The 19,558-nt window shown below is 65.3% G+C and carries 24 protein-coding genes and 1 tRNA gene; 19 read left to right on the top strand and 6 right to left on the bottom strand.

Annotated features, from left to right (window positions below; translation table 11 throughout):
- Nucleotides 1-37 precede the first annotated feature (37 nt).
- Both OXS27_RS07005 and OXS27_RS07010 read left to right on the top strand, forming a co-directional pair.
- Nucleotides 38-1,246, top strand: coding sequence for a hypothetical protein (locus OXS27_RS07005; protein ID WP_267355221.1), 1,209 nt, complete (start codon nucleotides 38-40; stop codon nucleotides 1,244-1,246).
- A 343-nt stretch (nucleotides 1,247-1,589) separates the two neighbouring features.
- Nucleotides 1,590-2,777, top strand: a complete 1,188-nt coding sequence (locus OXS27_RS07010; RefSeq protein WP_267355223.1) for a flagellin — start codon at nucleotides 1,590-1,592, stop codon at nucleotides 2,775-2,777.
- Between the two features lie 282 nt (nucleotides 2,778-3,059).
- Here the strand turns inward: OXS27_RS07010 and OXS27_RS07015 are convergent, their stop codons facing one another.
- The 4 genes from OXS27_RS07015 to OXS27_RS07030 form a co-directional block, all read right to left on the bottom strand.
- Nucleotides 3,060-3,290: a hypothetical protein gene (locus tag OXS27_RS07015; protein WP_267355225.1), complete on the bottom strand. Its 231-nt coding sequence runs from the start codon at nucleotides 3,288-3,290 to the stop codon at nucleotides 3,060-3,062.
- A gap of 1,062 nt (nucleotides 3,291-4,352) precedes the next feature.
- Nucleotides 4,353-4,442: transfer RNA gene (locus OXS27_RS07020), tRNA-Ser, on the bottom strand.
- A gap of 78 nt (nucleotides 4,443-4,520) precedes the next feature.
- Nucleotides 4,521-5,678: a tyrosine-type recombinase/integrase gene (locus tag OXS27_RS07025; protein ID WP_267355227.1), complete on the bottom strand. Its 1,158-nt coding sequence runs from the start codon at nucleotides 5,676-5,678 to the stop codon at nucleotides 4,521-4,523.
- The gene (locus OXS27_RS07030) at nucleotides 5,675-6,313 is read right to left on the bottom strand and encodes a hypothetical protein (protein ID WP_267355229.1); all 639 of its coding nucleotides are present in this window, start codon (nucleotides 6,311-6,313) and stop codon (nucleotides 5,675-5,677) included. The genes OXS27_RS07025 and OXS27_RS07030 overlap by 4 nt, the downstream gene beginning before the upstream one ends.
- A 107-nt stretch (nucleotides 6,314-6,420) precedes the next feature.
- Here OXS27_RS07030 and OXS27_RS07035 point away from each other — a divergent pair, with 107 nt between their 5' ends.
- From OXS27_RS07035 to OXS27_RS07060, 6 genes are read left to right on the top strand one after another with little or no spacing between them, the layout of a single operon-like run.
- Nucleotides 6,421-6,633 carry a helix-turn-helix domain-containing protein gene (locus tag OXS27_RS07035; RefSeq protein ID WP_267355231.1) on the top strand — a complete coding sequence of 71 codons (213 nt, stop codon included), beginning with the start codon at nucleotides 6,421-6,423 and terminating at the stop codon, nucleotides 6,631-6,633.
- Between the two features lie 4 nt (nucleotides 6,634-6,637).
- On the top strand, nucleotides 6,638-6,841 hold the full coding sequence (locus OXS27_RS07040; RefSeq protein ID WP_267355233.1) for a hypothetical protein: 204 nt from the start codon (nucleotides 6,638-6,640) through the stop codon (nucleotides 6,839-6,841).
- The gene (locus OXS27_RS07045) at nucleotides 6,838-7,134 is read left to right on the top strand and encodes a hypothetical protein (RefSeq protein WP_267355235.1); all 297 of its coding nucleotides are present in this window, start codon (nucleotides 6,838-6,840) and stop codon (nucleotides 7,132-7,134) included. The genes OXS27_RS07040 and OXS27_RS07045 overlap by 4 nt, the downstream gene beginning before the upstream one ends.
- Nucleotides 7,131-7,358: a transcriptional coactivator p15/PC4 family protein gene (locus tag OXS27_RS07050; RefSeq protein WP_267355237.1), complete on the top strand. Its 228-nt coding sequence runs from the start codon at nucleotides 7,131-7,133 to the stop codon at nucleotides 7,356-7,358. Before OXS27_RS07045 ends, OXS27_RS07050 begins: the two co-directional genes overlap by 4 nt.
- Nucleotides 7,355-8,227: a toprim domain-containing protein gene (locus OXS27_RS07055; protein ID WP_267355239.1), complete on the top strand. Its 873-nt coding sequence runs from the start codon at nucleotides 7,355-7,357 to the stop codon at nucleotides 8,225-8,227. Before OXS27_RS07050 ends, OXS27_RS07055 begins: the two co-directional genes overlap by 4 nt.
- Nucleotides 8,224-9,459 carry an AAA family ATPase gene (locus OXS27_RS07060; RefSeq protein ID WP_267355240.1) on the top strand — a complete coding sequence of 412 codons (1,236 nt, stop codon included), beginning with the start codon at nucleotides 8,224-8,226 and terminating at the stop codon, nucleotides 9,457-9,459. Before OXS27_RS07055 ends, OXS27_RS07060 begins: the two co-directional genes overlap by 4 nt.
- Nucleotides 9,460-9,847: 388 nt before the next feature.
- Here the strand turns inward: OXS27_RS07060 and OXS27_RS07065 are convergent, their stop codons facing one another.
- On the bottom strand, nucleotides 9,848-10,216 hold the full coding sequence (locus tag OXS27_RS07065; RefSeq protein WP_267355242.1) for a hypothetical protein: 369 nt from the start codon (nucleotides 10,214-10,216) through the stop codon (nucleotides 9,848-9,850).
- A gap of 308 nt (nucleotides 10,217-10,524) precedes the next feature.
- On the opposite strand from OXS27_RS07065, the gene OXS27_RS07070 reads away from it, so the two are divergent.
- From OXS27_RS07070 to OXS27_RS07115, 10 genes are all read left to right on the top strand, one after another.
- Nucleotides 10,525-10,725, top strand: coding sequence for a hypothetical protein (locus tag OXS27_RS07070; protein WP_267355244.1), 201 nt, complete (start codon nucleotides 10,525-10,527; stop codon nucleotides 10,723-10,725).
- Nucleotides 10,726-10,914: 189 nt separating this feature from the next.
- Complete coding sequence (locus OXS27_RS07075) at nucleotides 10,915-11,427, top strand: hypothetical protein (protein WP_267355246.1); 513 nt, start codon at nucleotides 10,915-10,917, stop codon at nucleotides 11,425-11,427.
- Nucleotides 11,428-11,572: 145 nt separating this feature from the next.
- Complete coding sequence (locus OXS27_RS07080; RefSeq protein ID WP_267355248.1) at nucleotides 11,573-11,854, top strand: hypothetical protein; 282 nt, start codon at nucleotides 11,573-11,575, stop codon at nucleotides 11,852-11,854.
- Nucleotides 11,851-12,834, top strand: coding sequence for a hypothetical protein (locus tag OXS27_RS07085; protein WP_267355250.1), 984 nt, complete (start codon nucleotides 11,851-11,853; stop codon nucleotides 12,832-12,834). The genes OXS27_RS07080 and OXS27_RS07085 overlap by 4 nt, the downstream gene beginning before the upstream one ends.
- Nucleotides 12,831-13,103 carry a hypothetical protein gene (locus OXS27_RS07090; protein ID WP_267355252.1) on the top strand — a complete coding sequence of 91 codons (273 nt, stop codon included), beginning with the start codon at nucleotides 12,831-12,833 and terminating at the stop codon, nucleotides 13,101-13,103. Before OXS27_RS07085 ends, OXS27_RS07090 begins: the two co-directional genes overlap by 4 nt.
- Nucleotides 13,100-13,369, top strand: a complete 270-nt coding sequence (locus OXS27_RS07095) for a hypothetical protein (protein WP_267355254.1) — start codon at nucleotides 13,100-13,102, stop codon at nucleotides 13,367-13,369. The genes OXS27_RS07090 and OXS27_RS07095 overlap by 4 nt, the downstream gene beginning before the upstream one ends.
- A 142-nt stretch (nucleotides 13,370-13,511) precedes the next feature.
- Nucleotides 13,512-13,727, top strand: coding sequence for a hypothetical protein (locus tag OXS27_RS07100; protein ID WP_267355256.1), 216 nt, complete (start codon nucleotides 13,512-13,514; stop codon nucleotides 13,725-13,727).
- A 12-nt stretch (nucleotides 13,728-13,739) separates the two neighbouring features.
- Complete coding sequence (locus OXS27_RS07105; RefSeq protein ID WP_267355258.1) at nucleotides 13,740-17,021, top strand: hypothetical protein; 3,282 nt, start codon at nucleotides 13,740-13,742, stop codon at nucleotides 17,019-17,021.
- Nucleotides 17,022-17,033: 12 nt separating this feature from the next.
- Nucleotides 17,034-17,609, top strand: a complete 576-nt coding sequence (locus tag OXS27_RS07110) for a hypothetical protein (RefSeq protein ID WP_267355260.1) — start codon at nucleotides 17,034-17,036, stop codon at nucleotides 17,607-17,609.
- Nucleotides 17,610-18,059: 450 nt separating this feature from the next.
- Entirely contained in the window at nucleotides 18,060-18,188 is a 129-nt protein-coding gene (locus tag OXS27_RS07115) for a hypothetical protein (RefSeq protein ID WP_267355262.1), read from the top strand.
- Nucleotides 18,189-18,649: 461 nt separating this feature from the next.
- Here OXS27_RS07115 and OXS27_RS07120 read toward each other — a convergent pair whose 3' ends face one another.
- Nucleotides 18,650-18,898 (bottom strand): hypothetical protein, encoded by a 249-nt coding sequence (locus OXS27_RS07120; protein ID WP_267355264.1) that lies wholly within the window; start codon nucleotides 18,896-18,898, stop codon nucleotides 18,650-18,652.
- 312 nt (nucleotides 18,899-19,210) lie between these two features.
- Here OXS27_RS07120 and OXS27_RS07125 point away from each other — a divergent pair, with 312 nt between their 5' ends.
- Nucleotides 19,211-19,492, top strand: coding sequence for a hypothetical protein (locus OXS27_RS07125; RefSeq protein WP_267355265.1), 282 nt, complete (start codon nucleotides 19,211-19,213; stop codon nucleotides 19,490-19,492).
- Nucleotides 19,493-19,558 lie beyond the last annotated feature (66 nt).

Genomic DNA, 19,558 nt, shown 5'->3' on the forward strand with positions numbered 1-19,558 from the left:
CGGCCGAGACGGGCAGGCCCTCGGCGGGAGTGATCCGATGTCATCGCCAGCGACGTACGAAGCCGATCCCAGCCCGATGATCGGGCCTGCGCGCCTGATTCGAGCGGCGTTCGAGGGGGCCGATATGGCCGCCCGGGCCGACGCGATCCTGACGCAGGCCGAGAGCGGTGACCTCGAGGCCGGTACGGCTCTCGATCTATCGACCACCCTGTTGCTGATGCATCGCTTCGAGCCTGCCCTGCAGCTGCAGAACGAGGTCCTGCAGAGCTGCCGGCATTTCCAGCTTCAGGCGAACGGGCCCGACGCGAAAACGCGTGTGTTGGTCATCGTCACGGCGGGCGACCTCATGGCCAACACGCCTGTCGACTTCCTGTTGGACCACCCGAGTTTCCGGCTCGAATACCTCTTCGTTCTCCCTGGAGAGGCGGTTCCTGCAACTCTACCCGATCACGACGTGTGCGTCGTCGGCGTTGCGTATTCCACGGCGAACGAGCCGGTGCTCGAAGCCTTGGCCAGTGCGGCGTCGCACTGGGACCGCCCGGTGGTCAACCATCCGCGCCACGTGCTCAAGACATCCCGCCACGGGCTGGCCGAAGCGCTCGATGGGGCGGAGGGCCTCCTGATCCCGCGCGTCGTCCGCACGACGGCCGCAGAGATCATCGCCGCGGCCTACCAGCCGCCGGCGCATCTCAGCTTTCCGGTGCTTATCCGGCCGATCGATACCCATGCCGGCAATGCGCTGCAGAAGATCGATCGCAGCGAGGATCTTGCAGCGTATCTCCAAAACACTGAAGCGGCGACGTACTACATCACGCAATTCTACGATTACAGCGGGCCGGATGGGCTGTACCGGAAGCTCCGGATCGTCCTGATCGATGGCGTCCCGTTCCTCTGCCACATGGCGATCCGGGATCATTGGATGATCCATTATCTGAATGCGGGCATGAGTGCCGATGCCGCCAAGCGCAGCGCCGAGGCCGCGGCGATGGCCGAGTTCGACGCTCTGTTCGTTCCACGCCACCGGACGGCTTTCACCGAGATCCATCGTCGGACCGGGCTCGACTACCTGATCCTGGATTGCGCCGAGGGTCGCGATGGCCGGTTGCTCATCTTCGAAGGCGATACCGGCATGGTCATCCACGACATGGATCCGGTGGAACTCTATCCCTACAAACGACCGCAGATGCACAGGGTCTTTGCTGCCTTCCAGCGCGCCGTCCAAACCAGGGCCGAGGGCTCGACATAGCACGTCGGCGCGTCGTCTGACCCAAACGCAGCGCTGCGCCGGCAATCGATGCACTCACGCATCCGGTGGCGCTATGTATCGCTCGTTTTTTCTTCATAGTCTCAATAAATTTAAGTATTACTGCACTTATGAACGACATATCCAAAGTCGCAGCGTTAAAAAATACAGATTGCCTCGATACACACCGGCGATTACAGAAAATATTAATCAAGATACCGGTGAAAAATTAAGGATCGTCTCGCTTACTTGCAAACGCCGTCTCGCTTTAACGCGAAAGAAACTTCTGCGGCCGCATTACTGCGGCACCCGAGAAACGGGTGGTACTTAATCAGAAAGATCTTCGATGTCCTCCATCACCCTGTCGGCCGCCACGCGTCAGAACCTGCTCTCGCTGCAGGACACGGCGGCCCTGACCGCGACCACCCAGAACCGCCTGTCCACCGGCAAGAAGGTCAACTCGGCCCTCGACGATCCGCTGAGCTTCTTCACCGCTCAGAGCCTTGACAACCGGTCTAACGACCTGAACAACCTGCTCAACGGCGTCAGCAACGGCGTGCAGGTCATCCAGGCTGCCAACCAGGGCATCACCAGCATCCAGAAGCTGATCGACAGCGCGAAGTCGCTCGCAAACCAGGCGCTAGCCAGCAAGAACTATGCTACCGCTGCGGTACCCGGCTCTACGACTTCCACGACGGCCGACTCTGCTTATACGGCATCTACTTCCGCTTCTACGACTGTGAATTTTACAGTTGATGGCGTGGCGAAGACCGCGACGCTTGCGGCTGGAACCGGTACTTCTGGCGCGACGACGGCTGGCGACTTGGCAACAGCCGTCAGCGCACTTAATAGCGCGGCAGGTACCACCGCGTTCTCAGTCGACTCTGGAGGCACCAAAATCGTCGCCGCTTCGTCCACCAACGCAATCACGTTCGACTCGGCGAACGGCACGAAGATCGGCTTCACGTCCGGCATCACGGGAACCGCAGGTACGGCTGCCTCGGGCGATGCCACCCGCACCAGCCTTGCCAGCCAGTTCAACAACCTGCTGACGCAGATCGACCAGTTGGCCTCCGATGCGAGCTACAACGGCGTCAACCTCCTCGGCGGCGGCGGCTCGAACCAGCTCAAGATCCAGTTCAACGAAAACGGAAAGTCGAATCTTCAGGTCCAGGGCGTCGATTTCTCGTCGTCCGGCCTCAATCTGTCGGCTGTCGCCACGTCGGGCGCCAACTCCAACTTCCAGGCGGATACGGATATCACTGCCGTCCTGACCAAGCTCGACAGCGCCTCTTCGACGCTGCGCGCTCAGTCCGGCACCTTCGGTTCCAACCTGACCGTCGTGCAGAACCGCCAGGACTTCACCAAGCAGCTGATCAACATTCTCGGCACGGGCTCGGCGAACCTCACCAACGCCGATCTCAACGAGGAGGCCGCCAACTCGCAGGCGCTGTCGACCCGTCAGTCGATGGGTATCTCGGCCCTGTCGCTGGCAAACTCCGCGCAGCAGGGTGTGCTGCAGCTCCTGCGCTAAGACAGCCCTCGATCAACATAGCAGCCGGCCGGGGTCATCCCCGGCCGGCTTTTTCATATGCGTCTCCGATCGGCGCCGTTCCGACCAACGTCCGTCACCAGCGGACAGGCAGAAGAAAGCTGCGGCTTCGGGCGAGCGGAGTCAGGCTTCAGGGGTAGCAGCGACCAGGTCGAACGGGCATCGGGGCATCAGGCCATTCCGGCATCGAACCGATGCGCGACCCCCCGCGGTGACAGTTCAGGAATTTTGCGGCTTCGGCCGCCAACCCAAACAGCGGGCCTGCTACTCAGCGGCCTCAGGCGCAACGACGTCACGCCCCGTCTCGTGGCGCACGATTTCAAGGATGCGCTGACGAACTTCCGGCTGCCGGATTCTGCTCCAGAGGCTCAGCAGCTCGCTGGTCATACCGACATCGAACGCATCTTCGCCGGGTGCGTAGAAGCTCTCGACCGGGCAACCCAGGAGTGCTGCGATCTCGACCAGGCGCCCAGCGGAGGAGTCTTCGACGGCCATGTCAGCCTCTATCAACGCACCCGCCTTGCGCATTGTATACCGTGTAGCGGATACCGACAAGTAATCGATACGTACTAGATATGACAGATTCTTACTAGGTCAGATCAGGTTTGGGCAGCCTAACGCCCGGCACCGATTTGATGATTGTAGCCTGTCATACGATCGATCCACACGTCCCCGCGCTCCATCGGTCACTGAACTGACGCAAGCTTGCGCCTCGGTCGCGCGGCGACAATCCGCGAGACCGCATCGCGCTCGAATCCGCGACCTCAGTAATTCTGGACGCGGTGATCGATGAGAATTGGGGCTTGGCGGGTTTTAGAAACAGAGACCCAGTGTTGACCCTCGATTAACCGCGCCAGCGTAGTCACATGGAGGCTGTTGCAGAAGCAGTTTCAATTGGGTGGGGCGCGGCTTCGATGATCGTCCTGTTGTCCGTCGCACTCGGCACCGGTTTCCTGGCCGCGATTGCCCTCCTTCCTCTCGGGGCATGGGCGGTAGCCGTTGGCGCGTCCCTCGCGGCGAGTTCGGCAACGGCTCTGGTCGGATGCTTTATGGCGTGGCGCGCTCTTCGACATGACCGGCAGCACCGCGAACTCGACGCGCAGACCGGTATCATGGTCGCGGCACTCCGGGACGTGGCGGAACAGGGCGAGCCGGTGTCTCCCGCTCCGAGGGTCGCACAGCGGCGTCTGGGCGCCTGATTGCTGCCCGCCCGGTAGTCGGACTTGATCCTTGACGGTTTTTGGCAATGAGGGCGGGACCGTACCAAGCGTCGTTGGGAGCGGTTTCCATACCGGGGTGCATGGCTGAGCCACGGCAACCGCGACGTATACGTGAGCCTGTCCTAGGGCACAGGCGATCTAGTCACTGGATATCCCAGCATTGCTCAGCAGTTGCCATCGAAAGACGACTTGCGAGACGCAAAGATAGAGCCCGATGGAGCGCTCTGCGAACCGACCGATGCTTTCGCGGGCGCGATACGGATCGGGATCGCGGATAGATGCAGCGCTTCAGTCTGGCTTTCCGGCCCGTGGCGATCCCATCGAGGCCGACGCATGCTGGCGGAAGGGGTGGGATTCGAACCCACGGTAGAGTTGCCCCCACGGCGGTTTTCAAGACCGCTGCCTTAAACCACTCGGCCACCCTTCCAAGCCATTGCAGCGCTTGGACAATCTGCCTGGACGGGTGGGCCTGAAAAGCGGCGTTTGCTACCGCTTTGCTACCCAATCATCCGGCGGACCTGTCTATGGCCGCGCGCAGGGCAGCGTCAACCTTCGCGGCCGCGTCCTCCTGCATCCCCGGCAGCACGTGGCTGTACAGGTCGAGGGTGATCGCGATCGACGAGTGCCCAAGGCGCTCCTGCGCGATCTTCGGATGCACACCGTTCGCAAGCAGCTGCGTCGCGTGGCTGTGCCGAAGATCGTGGTATCGGACCCGCGGCAGCGTCTTCGCCAGCGCCAGGATCCGCACGAACTCGTGCGTCAAGCTGTTGGGCTGGACCGGCCGTCCGTCGGCCTGAGCGAACACGTAGTCGTCGTCCGTGAGCCGAACGCCAATGGCCAGCAGCTCCTCGGCCTGCCGCACCCGATGCCGGCGCAGCTCCTCGACCGCCAGGGATGGCAGTGCAACCCGCCGGGACCGGCCGCTCTTGGTGTCCTTCGTTCGGATGCCGGCCTTGGTCTGCTCGGTGCTCTCGACGATGGCGAGATGGCCGGTGGTGAAGTCGACAGCCCGCCAGCGCAACGCGGTGACCTCGCCTCGGCGGAGACCGCAGAGAACGCCGAGCACGACCGGCACGAACATACGAGTTGGCCGGAAGTGCGCCAGGAGCGCCGCGGTCTCGTTCGCGTCGAGCGCCCGCATCTTGGTCCGCTCGACCTTCGGCGGGTCGACGGCGTCGGCCGGGTTGCGGGCCAGGATGCGCCACTTCACGGCTTGGCCGAGCGCTTGCCGGAGGATTCGGTGCATGTGGTGGACGGAGCGGGGCGCCAAGCCACCGGTGCCGTCGCGGCGCCCGCTGACGAGCGCCTTCGCGTAGGCCGCCGAAATTTGTTCCGGCCGCAGGCTCGTCAGCACCGCGTTGCCGAGGAGCGGCACGATGTTCTTGCGGGCGAGCTCCGTGTAGCGCTCGTGGCTGCGGGGCGAAATCAGCGTCCGCACGTGTTCAAGCCACCGATCGAGGAACGCCGCCACCGTTTCCTTGGCCGGCTCGACGTAGTCCCCTCCCCCGATTGCCGTGATCAGCCGGGCGCACTCCTTCTGCGCCTCGCGCTTCGTGCCGCTGAAGGAGTGCCATTTCCGCTTGCGCTTGCCGGTCTCCGGATCCCGCAGGTCCAGGATGATCGCCCATTTGCCTGGCGAGCGCTCGCGGATGTGGCCTTTCATCGACGCGACCTCTTCTTCGGCGGTGAGGCAAGCTGCTTCTCACGGTCCAGGCGGTCAGCCTCAGCTCGCATCTGGTCCGCCGTACCCTGGAAGATGTGCGGTCGGTCAGCAAGTTCGCCTAGGTCGCTCTTAATCAGCGATCGGATCTGTGCCTTCCGGCTCCCGGTGAGCGGAAGAGCCCGCTCGGCATCCTGGATCCCTTTCAGAACTACCGCCGGATGTTCTGTCGCCGTCACGTCGGCGAGCGCTTGCTCGAGGTCGGATAGCTTCTGTGGCTCGCCTGGCGGGCGCATCGCCTTCAACACGGCCGAGATCTTTTTACAAACCTGATCGTAGGCCGTGGGATCGTGCTTCCAGTCAGCGGCGAGATCGGCTGGGTTATGCCAAAGCTCCAGCACCATCGAGATTACGCGCATCAAAGCGTAATTTTCTCGGCTGCCGAACGCGCTTATAATCTCATCTTCCTGAATAAAGCTCCTTCTAAGTCTATGTTCTACTTCCCGAGATATAGTATTATTAGGTCGCTTCTCTACCTCACACTCCAGTCTCGACCGGAGATCCGACGTGAGACGCGTCGAGAGCACGGCAGTCTGGCCGACATACTCGCCCTTCGGGGCCGGTCCGCGCTTACCCATTCGACCACTCCAAAACCTGCTTACAAATCGTATGAGCATGGCTTGCGATGGTCAAGGACGAAGCAATATCATCTTTCAAATCGTAGGATAGTTACGGAGCTACGGTAATGAAGATGAGTCGTTCAGCCGGTACGGGTTCGAAAACGATCAGCGTCGAAGAGGCAGCACGCTGGCTGGGGATCAGTCGCAACTCCGCTTACGAGGCGGTGAAGCGCGGCGAGATCCCGACAATCAAAATCGGCCGACTGTTGCTTGTGCCGGTCGCGCCATTTGAGCGGATGCTCGGCCTGTCCGTGAATACGAACACGGAGGCCGCGTAGCACGATGGCCCAGAAAACAGTTGAGGGACGGAGCGCTGGCCGGCGCTCACGTCCCTCGGAAGATGTCGCCTCGACAGCCGACGTCTTCCACATAGCGCACCGTGACTTCGCGGTCCATCGGATCACCCGCCGCCTCGGCTGCGGGATCGAGGTCGCGGCCGTCGTCGCGCAGCTCGCCGGGCTCGGCCCGCGGGACGGTGCGCGATGATCCCCGCCGCAGACACCTGGGGGCCGTTCGCCAGCAACATCGAGCCGGGCGAGCGCATTGCTCGCCTCCGATGCCTCCGGGCGATCGCCCACCTGTCCTGCGGGCCCCGCGGTGTCGAGCTCGTCGCGTCGCTGCAGGCATCAGAGGTGGATTCGGGTGCCCTGCCGGAGGCGCTCGCGGCGCTGAACCGGCTGGCTCCGCTCGACCAGCGCCGGATCTGGGCCGCCTACGCAAACCTCACGGCTCCGACGCGGCGGTCCCGCGGCGACAAGAACGCGGAGGATAGGCCATGAGCGAGCCCCGCCACATCGCCACCGTGCCGAAGAACGCCTCGGAGGAGGTCCGCATCGCGCTGACCGAGATCAATGGTCACGAGCTCGTCGACGTGCGGATCTTCGCCGCCTTCGACACCGAGGGCGAGCGCCGCGCCACCAAGAAGGGGGTGAGTCTGAGCCGGAGGCACCTGCCGGAGCTGATACGCGCGCTGCAGGCGGCCGAGCGGGAGGCATCGCGATGATTGACCTCCGCTCGGCCGCCCATGCACTCGGAGGGGAGGTGTCCGGCCGGGGCGTGCTCTGCCCCGGGCCAGGCCACAGCTCTCGCGACCGCAGTCTGTCCGTCTTGTTCGATGCCTCGGCGCCGGGCGGGTTCACCCTGCACAGCCATTGCGGCGACGATTTCGCAGCCTGCAGGGACTACGTCCGAGCTCGGCTCGGGCTTTCGGCTCAACTTGAGCCAAAACGCATCGAAGCGAGTTTCCGACAAGTTGTCGGAAACTCGTCAGACAGGACGACGCTCGCCCTGCGGATCTGGCGCGAAGCGCAGCCTGCCGTTCGGTCACCCGTCGAGCGGCACCTCGCCTCCCGCGGGCTCGGCCTGCCGGAGGCCGGGGCCGACGTGCTTCGCTACCATGATGCTTGCGCGTTCGGAGATGATCGCGCGCCCGTCATGGTCGCGGCGCTTCGGTGCATCCACACGGACCGGCTGCAGGCAGTGCACAGAACCGCGCTGACGCCGGCGGGCGAGAAGATTGGCCGGAAGATGCTCGGGCCGGCCGCCGGGGCAGCTGTGAAGCTCGACCCCGACGACGCGGTGACCCTCCTGCTCGCCATCGGTGAAGGCATCGAAACTTGCCTCGCTGCGCGCCTCCTCGGCATCCGGCCGGCCTGGGCGCTCGGGTCAGTCGGTGCGATCCGGGTGTTTCCGGTGCTGTCCGGCATCGAGGCGCTGACGATCCTGGTCGAGAGCGACGACGGCGGCGCGAGCGAGGCGGCTGCGAAGGTCTGCGCCGCGCGGTGGCACGCTGCCGGCCGTGAAGTGATCCTGGCCCGCCCCCGCGTGCCCGGCGACATGAACGATGCGATCCGGGAGGCGCGGCGCCTATGAGCGAGGCCGAACACCTGCGGATCGAGGAATACGTCGAGTTCTCGGCCTTCACGCCTGAACCAGACGAACAGGCCGCGGGCGGAAAGCCGGCCGCGATCCGTGCCACCCCGTTCTTGCTGCCCGACCCGCGGTCGATCCCGCCCCGCCGGTGGCTCTACGGCAGGCACTACATCCGCCGGTTCACCACGGCGACCATCGCCCCCGGCGGTCTCGGCAAGACGAGCCTCGTGCTCGTCGAGGCGTTGGCCATGGTGACGGGCAAACCACTCTTGGGGATCCGGGTCGCCGAGCCGCTCCGGGTTTGGGTGTGGAACGGCGAGGATCCGCGCGAAGAGGTCGAGCGCCGTCTCGCTGCCGCGTGCACTCACTATGGCATCACGGCAGAGGACATTGGCGGCCGCCTGTTCATCGACTCTGGCCGTGAAACCCCCATCGTCATCGCGCAGAAGCTTGGCGAGGGAACGACCGTGATGCGCCCGGTGGTCGAGGCGGTCACGGCGACGATCCTGGCCAACCGCATCGACGTGATGACCGTCGACCCGTTCATCTCGTCCCATGCCGTGCCGGAGAACGACAACGGGGCCGTCGATCGCGTCGCAAAGGAATGGGGCGGGATCGCTGAAGCCGGCAACTGCTGCATCGGCTTCGTGCACCACGTCCGGAAGCCCGGTGCCGGGCAGGCTGCCTACACGGTGGAGGATGCCCGCGGCGGCTCGTCTCTGATCGGCGCCGTTCGGTCGGCCCGGGTGCTCAACGGTATGTCGTCGGACGAAGCTGCGCAGGCCGGCGTCGAGGCCGATCAGCGCCGCCGCTTCTTCCGGGTCGACGACGGCAAGGCCAACATGCAGCCACCGGCCGATGGCGCCTCGTGGCACGAGCTGGTGAGCGTGCCGCTCGGCAACGACACCCTCGAATATCCGGGTGACATGGTCGGTGTCGTCACCGCCTGGAACCTGCCCAGCCTGTCCGATGCGCTGCAGCCTGGCGACGTGCGGAAGGTGCAGGACGCGATCGCCGCCGGGGCGTGGGCCGACAATGTCCGTGCCGACAACTGGGCCGGCAAAGCCGCCGCAACCGTCCTCGGCCTCGATGTGGATGATGCCGGCGATCGCAAGCGGATCTCCGCACTCCTGACGCTATGGAAGAAGAACGGCTGCCTGAAAACCGACACCCGCCACAACGCCAGGACAGGCCGCGATCAGGTCATGGTCGTCGTCGGGGAGGTGTTCTGATGGCCTTCCACACTCCCACACTGCGACTGTGGATCACCGTGGCGACCGTGGATCCACTCCACCACACCACAGTCCCTATGGGGTGTGGGGGAGTGTGGGGAAATCCACAGTGGAGAAATCGTGGCTCTGTGGGAGCGGGGCTGTGATGATCTCGGAGCCTGTCTGGCTGCCGATGGACATCGCGCCGCGGGACCGACGCGTCGACCTGCGGGCCGAGCGCTGGATCGCCGGTTACGAACGTCTGCGGGTCGAGACGTTCGTCGGATGCCGGTGGTCGCCCCGGCGGGACGGCGCGCCAGCCAAGCCCGCGGTGGATGCGATTGCCGGTTGGCTGGACCGCCACCGGCTGGCGCGAAGTGGCGCCATGACAACAGCTCAGCGCCTACCCTTAGATCCCGACGCTGGCCGCGCCTGCTTCAGCCGCCTGCTTGACCGTCGCACCTTTGCGAAGGGCTGCAGCTATGGCGGCCGAAGCAGTGTCGATTGCCTCGGCCCGCTCGTCGCCGAAGTCACGCGTGCTGTTCGTGCCAGTGCTCGGCCGTGCATGGTAGTTGTCTGGGAAGCTGTTGCCCATTCGTACCCTCAGCATGTTCGTGGCGGCGCGGTAATCGGCATCGAAATTTCTGTTCTTGTCCACCGATCGATCTTCGTCTGCTCCAAGTTCACGAGCTCTCGGCGCTGAGGGGTCTTCTCCTCGCTGGCCCTTGCCGAAAAAGAACTGGATTATTCTGGAGATCAGCCAAATGATCGCGTTCATCGGGGCGTCCTGAGCGGGCAGCATCGGACGCGCCCCGTCGAACGGGTCAACGCATTTCGGCAGGCTTCGGACTCCGAGATGCCACGATGACGTCTACCGACCAGAGGGCGGAATTGCTCGCCGCCCTCATCGAGGTCGAAGCGCTGCGGCAGGCTGTCACAGTCCAGGCGTGATGTACAGTAACAAGAGATAACGAAGCAAAACAAAGCGTGACGGAAAGGGATGATCCCAGGAATTCTGTGCGCTTGCTATCCTGTTGCAGTACGTCTCACATGCCTAGCATCGATGTTCTTCATGGTGCGATGGCGATGCCTTCAGACCGTATCGAGTTTTCCGATCCCGTCTGTTTCCGGGCGGAGCCTGGCCTGACGCGGGCCGTGGCCACCGCCGCTCGACAGGCCCGCACCACGTCGTCCGAGTGGATGCGTCGGACGCTGCGCGAGAAGCTCGCTGCCGAGGGTGTGGCGCTCCCGCCCCTCGACGCCCCCGCCACCCGCCAGGCGGCCTGAACCTCCGATGCCCGCCGCCAACATCAGCGAGGGAGGATCGGCCCGCCCCTCAGGGGGACCAGGGTCCTCCGGCGGTCACAGGCGGGTTGCGGGCCATAGAGGTGCGACCCCTCCCTCTGTGCAAAGTTCCGGCTCAGAGGGGTTCCGCTGCTTTTCGAGGCCTGCTTCGGCATTTCGAAGGGGCGGCCGATGAATGAGACCGCCTCCGCGCCGGAGATGGCAGCGCTATTCGGCATCTCGACGCGCACCGTCACAGACCTCGCGGCTTCCGGCATCTTCGTGAAGGTCGGCCGCGGTCGCTACGATGTGCAGGCTTCGGTACGCAACAGCTACCGCCACCTGCGCGAGATCGCGGCGGGCCGGGGCGAGAAGGCTACGGATCCGCTGCACGAGCAGAAGGTCCGGCTCGCCAAGCTCCAGGCGGACCGCGCCGAGCGGGATGCGGAGGTGGAGGCGGGCAACCTCATCAAAGCCGACGAGGCCGAGCGGGAGTGGGGCGACATGTGCGCCTTATTCAGCCGGACGATGATGGGCATGCCGACCGCCATCGCCGGCGTGATCCCGCACCTGACGCGGCACGAGACGACCGTGATCGAGGACGTGGTCCGCGAGGCCCTGAATCGCTGCGCCGACGCTGCCCAGCGGGAAGGGGACGAGATCGCGGCCGAGGCTGTGTCTCCGACCGTCGGGGCGACTCCATGACCCCGCACCACATCACCCATCGCGGCACCCGGCCGTCTTCCGTCGAGGATCTCCGGTCGGCCACCGCGGTCCCGGGCTCCGGCCTGACGCGGGCGGCAGGTTCGCTTGCCGTCCGCACCATCCCGCGCACCGGAGGGTCCCGCATATGAGCTCGCATTTGGATTGCATCTTAGAAATCGAAGATGAGATCTCCAATGTCGAATTGCTCTTCGAACGAGCCAAACGACACAAGCGTGATTTGGAACTCAAGATCGTTGGGACCAATCAAGCAATCGACAACATTGAGCATCGGCTCGCTGGTCTGAATTCGACACTTCTCGTGGCCTTGAAAGCGCAGAGAGCCTTTGCGAAAGCCACTTCGCCCGCGACAAGTGCCAGTGCGGCTTCGACAGCGAAAATGGTGCGCACCGACGGAGCATTCCTGTGAAATCACCCGCCAAGATCGTCCGCGACAGCCTCGCCGTCCTCGTCGGCGCCGCACGCCAAGAGACCAGCCTCGACAAGCTGGTGTCGGGGCTTTCAGAGGCTCATGCCCAGGTCGAGGCCGCGACCCGCGACCGCGAGGCCGCAGAGGTTGCGTACCGCGATGGCTTGCTCGATGCGTCGGAAGCCGGCCTGGAAAACCTGCTTCGGGAGAAAGGCGCCGCGACCGTCCGCCTCGACAAGGCCGAGGCCTTGGTGGCGGCCTTCACCAACCGCATCGCCACCGTACGCGAGGCCGAGGCCCGCGCCGCCCGGCAGGCGATTCACACCGACGCCGTGGCGAAGGTCGAGGCGATCAAGGCCCGGCTCCCGGTCGAGTACCGCCACCACGCCCTGGCGATCCGTCACCTGCTGCGGGATCTCTGCGAGGCCGAGGCAGCCGTCGCACGTGCGGCGACAGCGGCGCCCGACTTCCCTGCTATCGCGAGCCCGGAGGCCGAGCTGCGCGTCCTCCACGGCCTGCCCGAGGAGATCGTCAGCAGCGAGACCGTCGAGCTGTGGGTCGTCGACGGCCGCACCGATCCTGTCCCGGAGCAGCGGCAGGGCGATGTCCGTGCATCCGCGGAGCACCCTGGGCGTGGCATGCTCTACCTGCCCGGCAGCGCCCACCACACTGCGCCGACCACCGGCGTCCCGCTGACCTGCACCCTGCGGGCCTTCACCCACACCCGGTATCGCGAGGCGGTGAGCCCCCGGGACGACGGGTCGCTCCTCCGTGCTGTCGCCCTGCCTGCCTTTGGCCTGACCGATTCCGCCTTCGTCACGGCCAGCCCGTACCGGGACCACAACGGCGCGCTGATCGAACTGGCGTCCGACCTTCCGCCGCCTGCACCGCTCGGCCGGCCGATCCGCGAGAAGCTGGAGCTGCTGCCGGCGGTCCCGCATGCTGAGGCCGAGGTGGTGCAGTTGCGGGGCGCGGCATGAACCCGTCCCTCCGGCAGGAATGGATCGACGACGAGCGCGGCGTGGTCCCGGCGGAGACGCCGCTCCAGCGCATCGAGCCCATCATGGCGATGCCGGAAGCCAAGGGCCGCCAGGGCGTGGCCCTGCTGCTCGCGATCCGGTGGGACATCCCGTCCGAGATCGTCCGCGAGCTGCTGCTCACCGCCCCCGTCGACCTTGAGCCGGAGCAGGCCACTGCCTGGGCTGGCGCCGTCGCCTACCACCCCACCGCATCGGAGATCCGCCAGTGAGCCGTTCCAGTCCGCCCCCTGGATACCATCGCCTCGGCGGCAACGTCTTCGTGGCGACGGCCGACGCGCCTTTACCCCGCATCAGGCCCAGTCCGCTTCAGCCCGCACCGCCCGAGTCGCCAAGGCCGCGGCCGGCTGAGGCTGTGGTCCGATCCTACTGCGACGCCCGCGCCGCCGCCGTCACCCCGCGTGCCGACAGCCGTGGCCTCGCCCTGGCGAGCATGCGCCGGCAGCTCGAAGCCCTCGGCGTCAAGCCGGCGGCCTGACCCATCACCCATCGCGGGGCTCCTTCGGACGGTGCCGCGGCCCATCGAACATCGGGAAGTCCGGCTCTCCGCCCCGCATCGGCTTAAACCGATCAGAGGAGCCAAGCCGGGCGAGGCCGCCCCCTTCACCATCGAGGCGAACGTGACCACCGCCGAGCCCGTTCAACCCCCCGGCTGCGAAGAGGTGACCGCCTCGCTGTCGGCTTACGTCGGAGCCGTCGCGCTGGACCTCGGCAAGATCGGCACCCCTGAGGCCGTCGAGGCCATGAACGCGCTCGCTGCGGCCATGAAGGCTCTCGCCGAAGCCTACCGTCTGTCCGCCGCCGTCCTGAACGACGGCCTGCCTGTCGCGCACTGAGGAGCCGTCGCCATGGCCGCGAAAACCATCGAAGCCCGCTTGGTCCTCAGTGGCGAGGATAAGGGCGCCTCCGCTTCGGTTGCCGCCGTCGTAAAATCGGTCCGGCAGCTCGAGGAGGTCTCGAAGGTATCGGCCCCCCTGCAGCGGCTGGCCAAGGACTTCCAGCAGGTCGAGCAGGCCTCGAAGGCGGTGAACGCCGCCATGGGCGCCCGGTCGGGCTTCTCGGCCGCTGAGGCGGGCCTGCGGGCGACGCAGGGGGCAGCGCAGGCAGCAACCAGGGCTCTGGAGCAGGCCAAGGTCGCCCGTGCTGCGTTCGATGGCGTGAAAGCGGCCAGGGGCTCCGCCGAAGCCAAGGAGATCGAGGCGGCGACCCGGGCTGTCCGCGACTACACGGTGGCCCAGCGCAAGGCCGAGGGGGACGTCCGCCGGGCGACCGCCGCAGTAGCCGCACAGTCGTCCGCTCTCCAGCATGCGGAATCTTCCGCTGTGAAATTCGGGGCCGATCTGAGCAGCCTGGAGTCCCACCAGGTCCGGCTCCGCTCCGCCACCGAGAGCGCCACCGGCGCCCTGCGGACCCAGTTGCGGGTCGAGGACCAGGCGGCCCGGTCCGCGGCTCACCTCGCGCGGGAGCAGGCCGAGGCGGCCCGGCATATGCGCCAGCACGGCGCGATCGGACTGGCCGCCGGCGCGGCAGCCGGGGCGGTGTCGGCGCACAGCGTGGTGCATGGCACGGTCGATGGATTGAAGGCCGGCGCCCGGCTGCAGCACGAGACGGTGGCGCTGAAGAACGCCGGCCGGACACCCGAGGAGTTCGCCCAGATCGAACGCGCCTCACGGGAGACCGTGAAGGCCGTCCCAACCGCGACGTTCGAGGAGAACCTCAAGGTCATCAACGAGACCGTCTCGGCGTTCGGGTCCCTCGACCACGCTCTGGAGCACCTGACCTTCATGCAGAAGGCCTCGGAGCCAGTCAACGCGGCGGCTGGGGGCAAGATCACCGACAACGCCGGGGAGATGGGCAACAAGATGGCCCGCTTCGCCGAGGAGCGCGGTTCAGCCGGCGACGGCCACCGGTTCGAGCGGGAGACCGAGGGCCTCGTCCGGGCGATGGTCTTCTCGGGCGGCAACTTCAACCCGCACGAGGCGATCAACTTCGCCCAGCAGGCCAAGTCATCCCTGCGCGGCTACGACGAGGAGTTCTTGACCACGATCATGCCGTCGATCGTCGGGACGATGAAGGGCGAACGCGCGGGCACGGCGGCGAACGCCTTCAACAACGTCATCAACGGCAAGGTCAACGACAAGAGCCAGGTCATCATGAAGGCCGGCCACGCCACTGCCTGGCGGTCCGGTGCGGTGAAGGACACGACTCTCGCTCATGAGAACCCGCTGAAGTGGATGGAGACTGTCGTTCTGCCGGCGCTGAAGGCCAAGGGCGTCAACGTCGATGACGATGAGGAACTGTCGAAGGTCTTCGCGACCATGTTCCGCGGGAACACCTCAAACTTCTTCGCCAACGAGATTGGGCTCAAGTCCTTCCGTGCCCGGCTGCACAAGGACGCTGCGCTTCAGAAACAGACCGGCTCGCTCGACGACATCTACAACCGGAACCTCAAGGAGGATCCCACCGAGGGTCTCAAGGCGGTTAAGTCCGGCCTGGAGGATCTGCTGGCCGCGGCGACGTCGCCGCTGATGGCCCCGGCCGCCGCCGGGCTGAAGGCGCTTGCCGAAGGGCTTCAGAGCATCGCCCTGGTGGCCAAGGATCACCCGATGATGGCGGCCGGCGCCGGTGGCGCTGCTGTAGCCAGCGGCCTCGCAGCCTCGGGCTTCGCCTCGTACAAGATCGCTACTGGGTTCGGGCTACCATCCGCGGCCGCCGAGCTGACGGTGGCAGCGAAGATGCTGCAGGGCGCGGCCGTCGAGAAGGGTGCCGCCGGCAACGCCGCAAAGGCCCTGCCGCTGGCCGGCTTCGGTCTGGGCGGTGTGGTTGTCGGCCTTGGCGCTGGAGCGGCGGTGGCCGGCTATGCCACTTCGCAAGAACTACCCAAGATCGCGGAGAAGGAAGGCCCCGGCGCTATCGATCCCGCCACTGGCGAGCACCTGGACACAGCGGTGCCGGAAACCACACCGTGGGTCCGCAACTGGATCACATCGTGGTTCACGAAGCCGGAGGTCGCAGATGAGGCCGGTAAGGCGATCGGCAAGGGCATCGTCGACGCGCCGCTACCGCCGCGCCGGCCAGCTATGCTCGACGCCTTCAAGGAGAAGGCCGACGAGGCCGGGACCGAGGCCGGCAAGACGCTGCTCCAGCGGATCACTGAGGCAGTTGGTGCCGGGATCATGCTGCCGATCACCTTCGGGCCGGGTGGCGGGAGTAGCGGGGGCGGTGGCGGGCTGATCCAGAAGGCCAGTTTCGGCGGGGACGGCGCCGGCCTCGGCGGCATGATCCGCAAAGCGAGCTTCGGCAGCGGTGGCGTTGGGAGTGGCATCGGCACGGGCGGAGGCGGAGGCGGCGGGATCTCGGCGCGCGACATGCGCAACATCAATCCCGAGTTCGCGGCCCACATCCGAGCCTCGGCGCTGTCGCAGGGTATCGACCCGGACATCGCGCTTCGCATCGCCAACAGTGAGGGCCTGCGTGGCTCGAACCCGAACCGGCTCACCCCGGGCGACTACGAGAACGGCAAGCCGACCAGCTTCGGTCCGTTCCAGCTGCACTACGGGCGCTCCGGCGGCCTGGGCAACCGCTACACGGCGGAGACCGGGCACCACGCGGGCGATCCACGGTACTGGCAGGAACAGATCGACTTCGCGCTCCGGACCGCCCGCAAAGAGGGTTGGGGAGCGTGGTACGGCCGGAAAAGTGCCGGTGTTGGGGTGCGGGATGGCATCGGCACGGTGAAGCCGGTGCCGATGGTGAGAGATGGCGAACCCCACCTCATCCGCGGCCTCGACGGCAAGGAAGGTCTCGATCTCGGCAACGGCACGATGAAAATGCCTGACGGGTCGATCCGGTCAATCACCCGCAGCGGTATGGAGATCCCAGACATGCCGGCGGGCGGCCTCGGTACGGGCACCGGCGGCCGGGCGGATATGCAGGCGGCGGCTGATCGCATGCACGCCGCGGCCGAGCGGTTCGAGAACGCCAGCTTCCACGGTCAGATCGAGCTCACCGGCCTACGACGCAGCGGCGTCCGCGCCACCTCGCTGAAGATCAAGAGCGGCGGCGGCATGTCGGCGGACCTCGGCATCTCGGAGCCGGGCGCCAAAGAAGACATGAGCGACTGGACCTGAGGGAGGGCGACCGTGCCGAACATCACCGCCCAGACCGCAGGCCTCAAGGAAGCGATGGGGCCGCTCGCCGCGTTCAGTAAGCGGCTTCCGAACGCCCAGGCCAATGTCCTGAACCGGATGCTCACGAAGACCCGCAGCGCCTTGATCCCGGTGTTGACGCGCCAGACCGGCTTATCCCGGCGGATCATCGACAAGGCAGTGAAGACCTACCGTGCCTCGCCGCAGAACCCCCGGGTCATGCTGATCACACGGGGCGGTGAGATCTCATACCGCTATTTCGGAGCACACGAAGTGGCCGGCGGCGTTGAGGCAACGGTAAAAGGCGACAAGGTCATTGTCGCGGGCGGGTTCCGCCGCTCAGGCCCAAGCGGGCGGCGCCAGATGGTCTCGAAGCTGAATGGCCAGGTCTACGTCAATGTCGACGGCGGGCGCTGGCGGGGGGCGATCCGCAAGGAAAAGTCGGGGGAGTACATTCCATACGAGATGGTCAGCGGTCAGACCGCGGCGACCTTCAATCGGCTGGTCGAGCTTGATTTGATGGTTGAGGTCGAGCGTGAGCTGGCAAAGCTCCTGCCGACCGGGCGCTGATCGATATGGGCGTGACGGAGCCGGGGGCGAAGGAGGATCTGTCGGACTGGAGCTGAACTCCTGCTCCTCAGCTGCTTCAGAACATCGTGCAGCGCAGCGGCGCGCAGATGCGGCGGGCGGATTGAGAGGGTGGGGAACTGCCTGGCCGCTCGCGGGTCTACGTGGCATTCCCCCGACGAGACCACCTTCAGCCCGCCCGGCTCACCGCCGCGGCGGGCTTCTTTCTGAGCCACCCCCCTCTTCCGCGCCATCGTCCAGAATCGCGATAGGCAGATGGCAAAGGCCGATGGTGGATGAGCGTCTGGCAACCTGTCCAAAGATGACGTGCTGCGGAGAAGTTGTGCGAGATCGTCTCGCGGAATGCAATTTAAAACTGTCGGACACAACCTGCGTTGGGGCGGCTGCCCGAATCACCGCGCTATGAAAAGGCTCCCCTGGGGAGACTTGGCCATGGCGGATGAGCAAATCGGTGCTGAGATTGCGGAGATCGTCGTAGACGATCGGCCTTTGCTGCCAGTGTTCGGTTTGATCGGCATTCAATTCGCAACCCTGCTCGGACTGTTGATCTGGCTGAGCTGATCCGATCAGCGTAGCAGGTCGAGTAACCAAGCTGCTCCGAGCATAGTGGTGGCCCCCGTCACGAGAGCGGCCTCAACATACCGAATCAGGCGCGCATCGTAGCCAGTCATTAACCTAGGCTAAGATGATTCGATGGTGCCGTCCATCACCTCGATGCAGTATGCGCTCCCCGACAGCGTGACCCTTAGAAAGGCAATATCGCCCCCCCGAAAGCGGAAACTTGTTCCGCGCCATCGTGCAGAACCACGGGCGGCAGATGGCGAAGGCGGATGGGGGGTGAACCTGTGCAGCGTAGCGGCGCATGCACGCGTCGTATGTCACACCGCCGCACCGTCTACTAATCGACAGAAGATATCTAAGTATCCCACTGCCTCACCGCCGGTGGGGCGATTTGAACTGTTTGCCACTTGGCCCGCCCGGTTCGCCGGCGCGGGCTTTTTCGTGCCTCAAGCGGCAACCAGTCAGGCTGCTTTTTCCTGCTCGATGACGACGGGCGTCGCCTCGAAGTGTACATGCGTAATAATGAGGCGCATGGCCTGGACCAGCCCATCAGCTTGTTCGCAAGTGGTGCCGGGCCTCAGGTCAAAAGCAAAAGGCTTCATCGTTTCGGCTGCCGCTTCGCCGGGAAGCGCGCGCTGCTCAAGCATGATGTATGGGTTGCCGTTCTCATATTCCTTGACGCGGAAACTCAATTGGACAAGCTGAGTCATTGTTCGCCCCTTCCGTAGTGCTCTCAATTATTGATTGGGGCATTTGATCGTTAATGAAACCTTAATTCACCGCAGTTGGCTAGGATCGGCGCAGCTCGCCTGTTCCGCCGGCACGGGGGGCCGTGGTTCGGTCGGCGCACCCACGATCTCCTGGTCGATCCGACGCAGGCGTCACAATCTGAGGGGCCTCGGCATGCCAAAGGGAGCGGGGCCAATCTCAATCTCGGCCGTTTGTCTTTGACCTCGCCTGATCCCTCGTTCTGAAAGCATGCCATGGCTCGCTCTCCCGAACACAAAAAGTCGGTACCACCGATGACGCCCGAGGATCTCGGAGCCCGTGTGGCAGACGATGGTACGCAGGCCCTGCGTGACGAGAGCGAGAAGATTGGGACCAAAATAAACGAGGCCTTCGAGAAGTTCGCCTCCAAGCTGCGGCGCAAGGCGGATAAGGCCAACGCGGCGATGGAGATGAAGAAGAGCGAGACCAAGCGAGCGCTGCTGAGGCGGCGTTTCGAGCTCTATGCTGACGCAGCGAACGAAATTGAGATGCGACTGGCGGACCGGCGAGGATCAGAGGATCCCGACAGCGATTGACAAGGCGCATCTCGCGCCGGATTTGCACCTATTCCTCATCCCCCGCCCCGCGATCAGATCGGGGCG

The organism is Methylobacterium sp. GC_Met_3, from assembly GCF_026540775.1.
Lineage (GTDB): Bacteria > Pseudomonadota > Alphaproteobacteria > Rhizobiales > Beijerinckiaceae > Methylobacterium.

What these genes read in the sequence shown, in the direction of transcription:
- OXS27_RS07125 (WP_267355265.1), top strand. Translation starts at nt 19,211, where the DNA reads ATGACGCCCGAGGATCTCGGAGCCCGTGTGGCAGACGATGGTACGCAG.
- OXS27_RS07075 (WP_267355246.1), top strand. Translation starts at nt 10,915, where the DNA reads ATGAATGAGACCGCCTCCGCGCCGGAGATGGCAGCGCTATTCGGCATC.
- OXS27_RS07065 (WP_267355242.1), bottom strand. Translation starts at nt 10,216, where the DNA reads ATGAACGCGATCATTTGGCTGATCTCCAGAATAATCCAGTTCTTTTTC.
- OXS27_RS07045 (WP_267355235.1), top strand. Translation starts at nt 6,838, where the DNA reads ATGATCCCCGCCGCAGACACCTGGGGGCCGTTCGCCAGCAACATCGAG.
- OXS27_RS07040 (WP_267355233.1), top strand. Translation starts at nt 6,638, where the DNA reads ATGGCCCAGAAAACAGTTGAGGGACGGAGCGCTGGCCGGCGCTCACGT.
- OXS27_RS07080 (WP_267355248.1), top strand. Translation starts at nt 11,573, where the DNA reads ATGAGCTCGCATTTGGATTGCATCTTAGAAATCGAAGATGAGATCTCC.
- OXS27_RS07070 (WP_267355244.1), top strand. Translation starts at nt 10,525, where the DNA reads ATGCCTTCAGACCGTATCGAGTTTTCCGATCCCGTCTGTTTCCGGGCG.
- OXS27_RS07055 (WP_267355239.1), top strand. Translation starts at nt 7,355, where the DNA reads ATGATTGACCTCCGCTCGGCCGCCCATGCACTCGGAGGGGAGGTGTCC.
- OXS27_RS07115 (WP_267355262.1), top strand. Translation starts at nt 18,060, where the DNA reads ATGGCGGATGAGCAAATCGGTGCTGAGATTGCGGAGATCGTCGTAGAC.
- OXS27_RS07060 (WP_267355240.1), top strand. Translation starts at nt 8,224, where the DNA reads ATGAGCGAGGCCGAACACCTGCGGATCGAGGAATACGTCGAGTTCTCG.
- OXS27_RS07035 (WP_267355231.1), top strand. Translation starts at nt 6,421, where the DNA reads ATGAAGATGAGTCGTTCAGCCGGTACGGGTTCGAAAACGATCAGCGTC.
- OXS27_RS07030 (WP_267355229.1), bottom strand. Translation starts at nt 6,313, where the DNA reads ATGGGTAAGCGCGGACCGGCCCCGAAGGGCGAGTATGTCGGCCAGACT.
- OXS27_RS07010 (WP_267355223.1), top strand. Translation starts at nt 1,590, where the DNA reads ATGTCCTCCATCACCCTGTCGGCCGCCACGCGTCAGAACCTGCTCTCG.
- OXS27_RS07105 (WP_267355258.1), top strand. Translation starts at nt 13,740, where the DNA reads ATGGCCGCGAAAACCATCGAAGCCCGCTTGGTCCTCAGTGGCGAGGAT.
- OXS27_RS07090 (WP_267355252.1), top strand. Translation starts at nt 12,831, where the DNA reads ATGAACCCGTCCCTCCGGCAGGAATGGATCGACGACGAGCGCGGCGTG.
- OXS27_RS07050 (WP_267355237.1), top strand. Translation starts at nt 7,131, where the DNA reads ATGAGCGAGCCCCGCCACATCGCCACCGTGCCGAAGAACGCCTCGGAG.
- OXS27_RS07120 (WP_267355264.1), bottom strand. Translation starts at nt 18,898, where the DNA reads ATGACTCAGCTTGTCCAATTGAGTTTCCGCGTCAAGGAATATGAGAAC.
- OXS27_RS07025 (WP_267355227.1), bottom strand. Translation starts at nt 5,678, where the DNA reads ATGAAAGGCCACATCCGCGAGCGCTCGCCAGGCAAATGGGCGATCATC.
- OXS27_RS07005 (WP_267355221.1), top strand. Translation starts at nt 38, where the DNA reads ATGTCATCGCCAGCGACGTACGAAGCCGATCCCAGCCCGATGATCGGG.
- OXS27_RS07015 (WP_267355225.1), bottom strand. Translation starts at nt 3,290, where the DNA reads ATGGCCGTCGAAGACTCCTCCGCTGGGCGCCTGGTCGAGATCGCAGCA.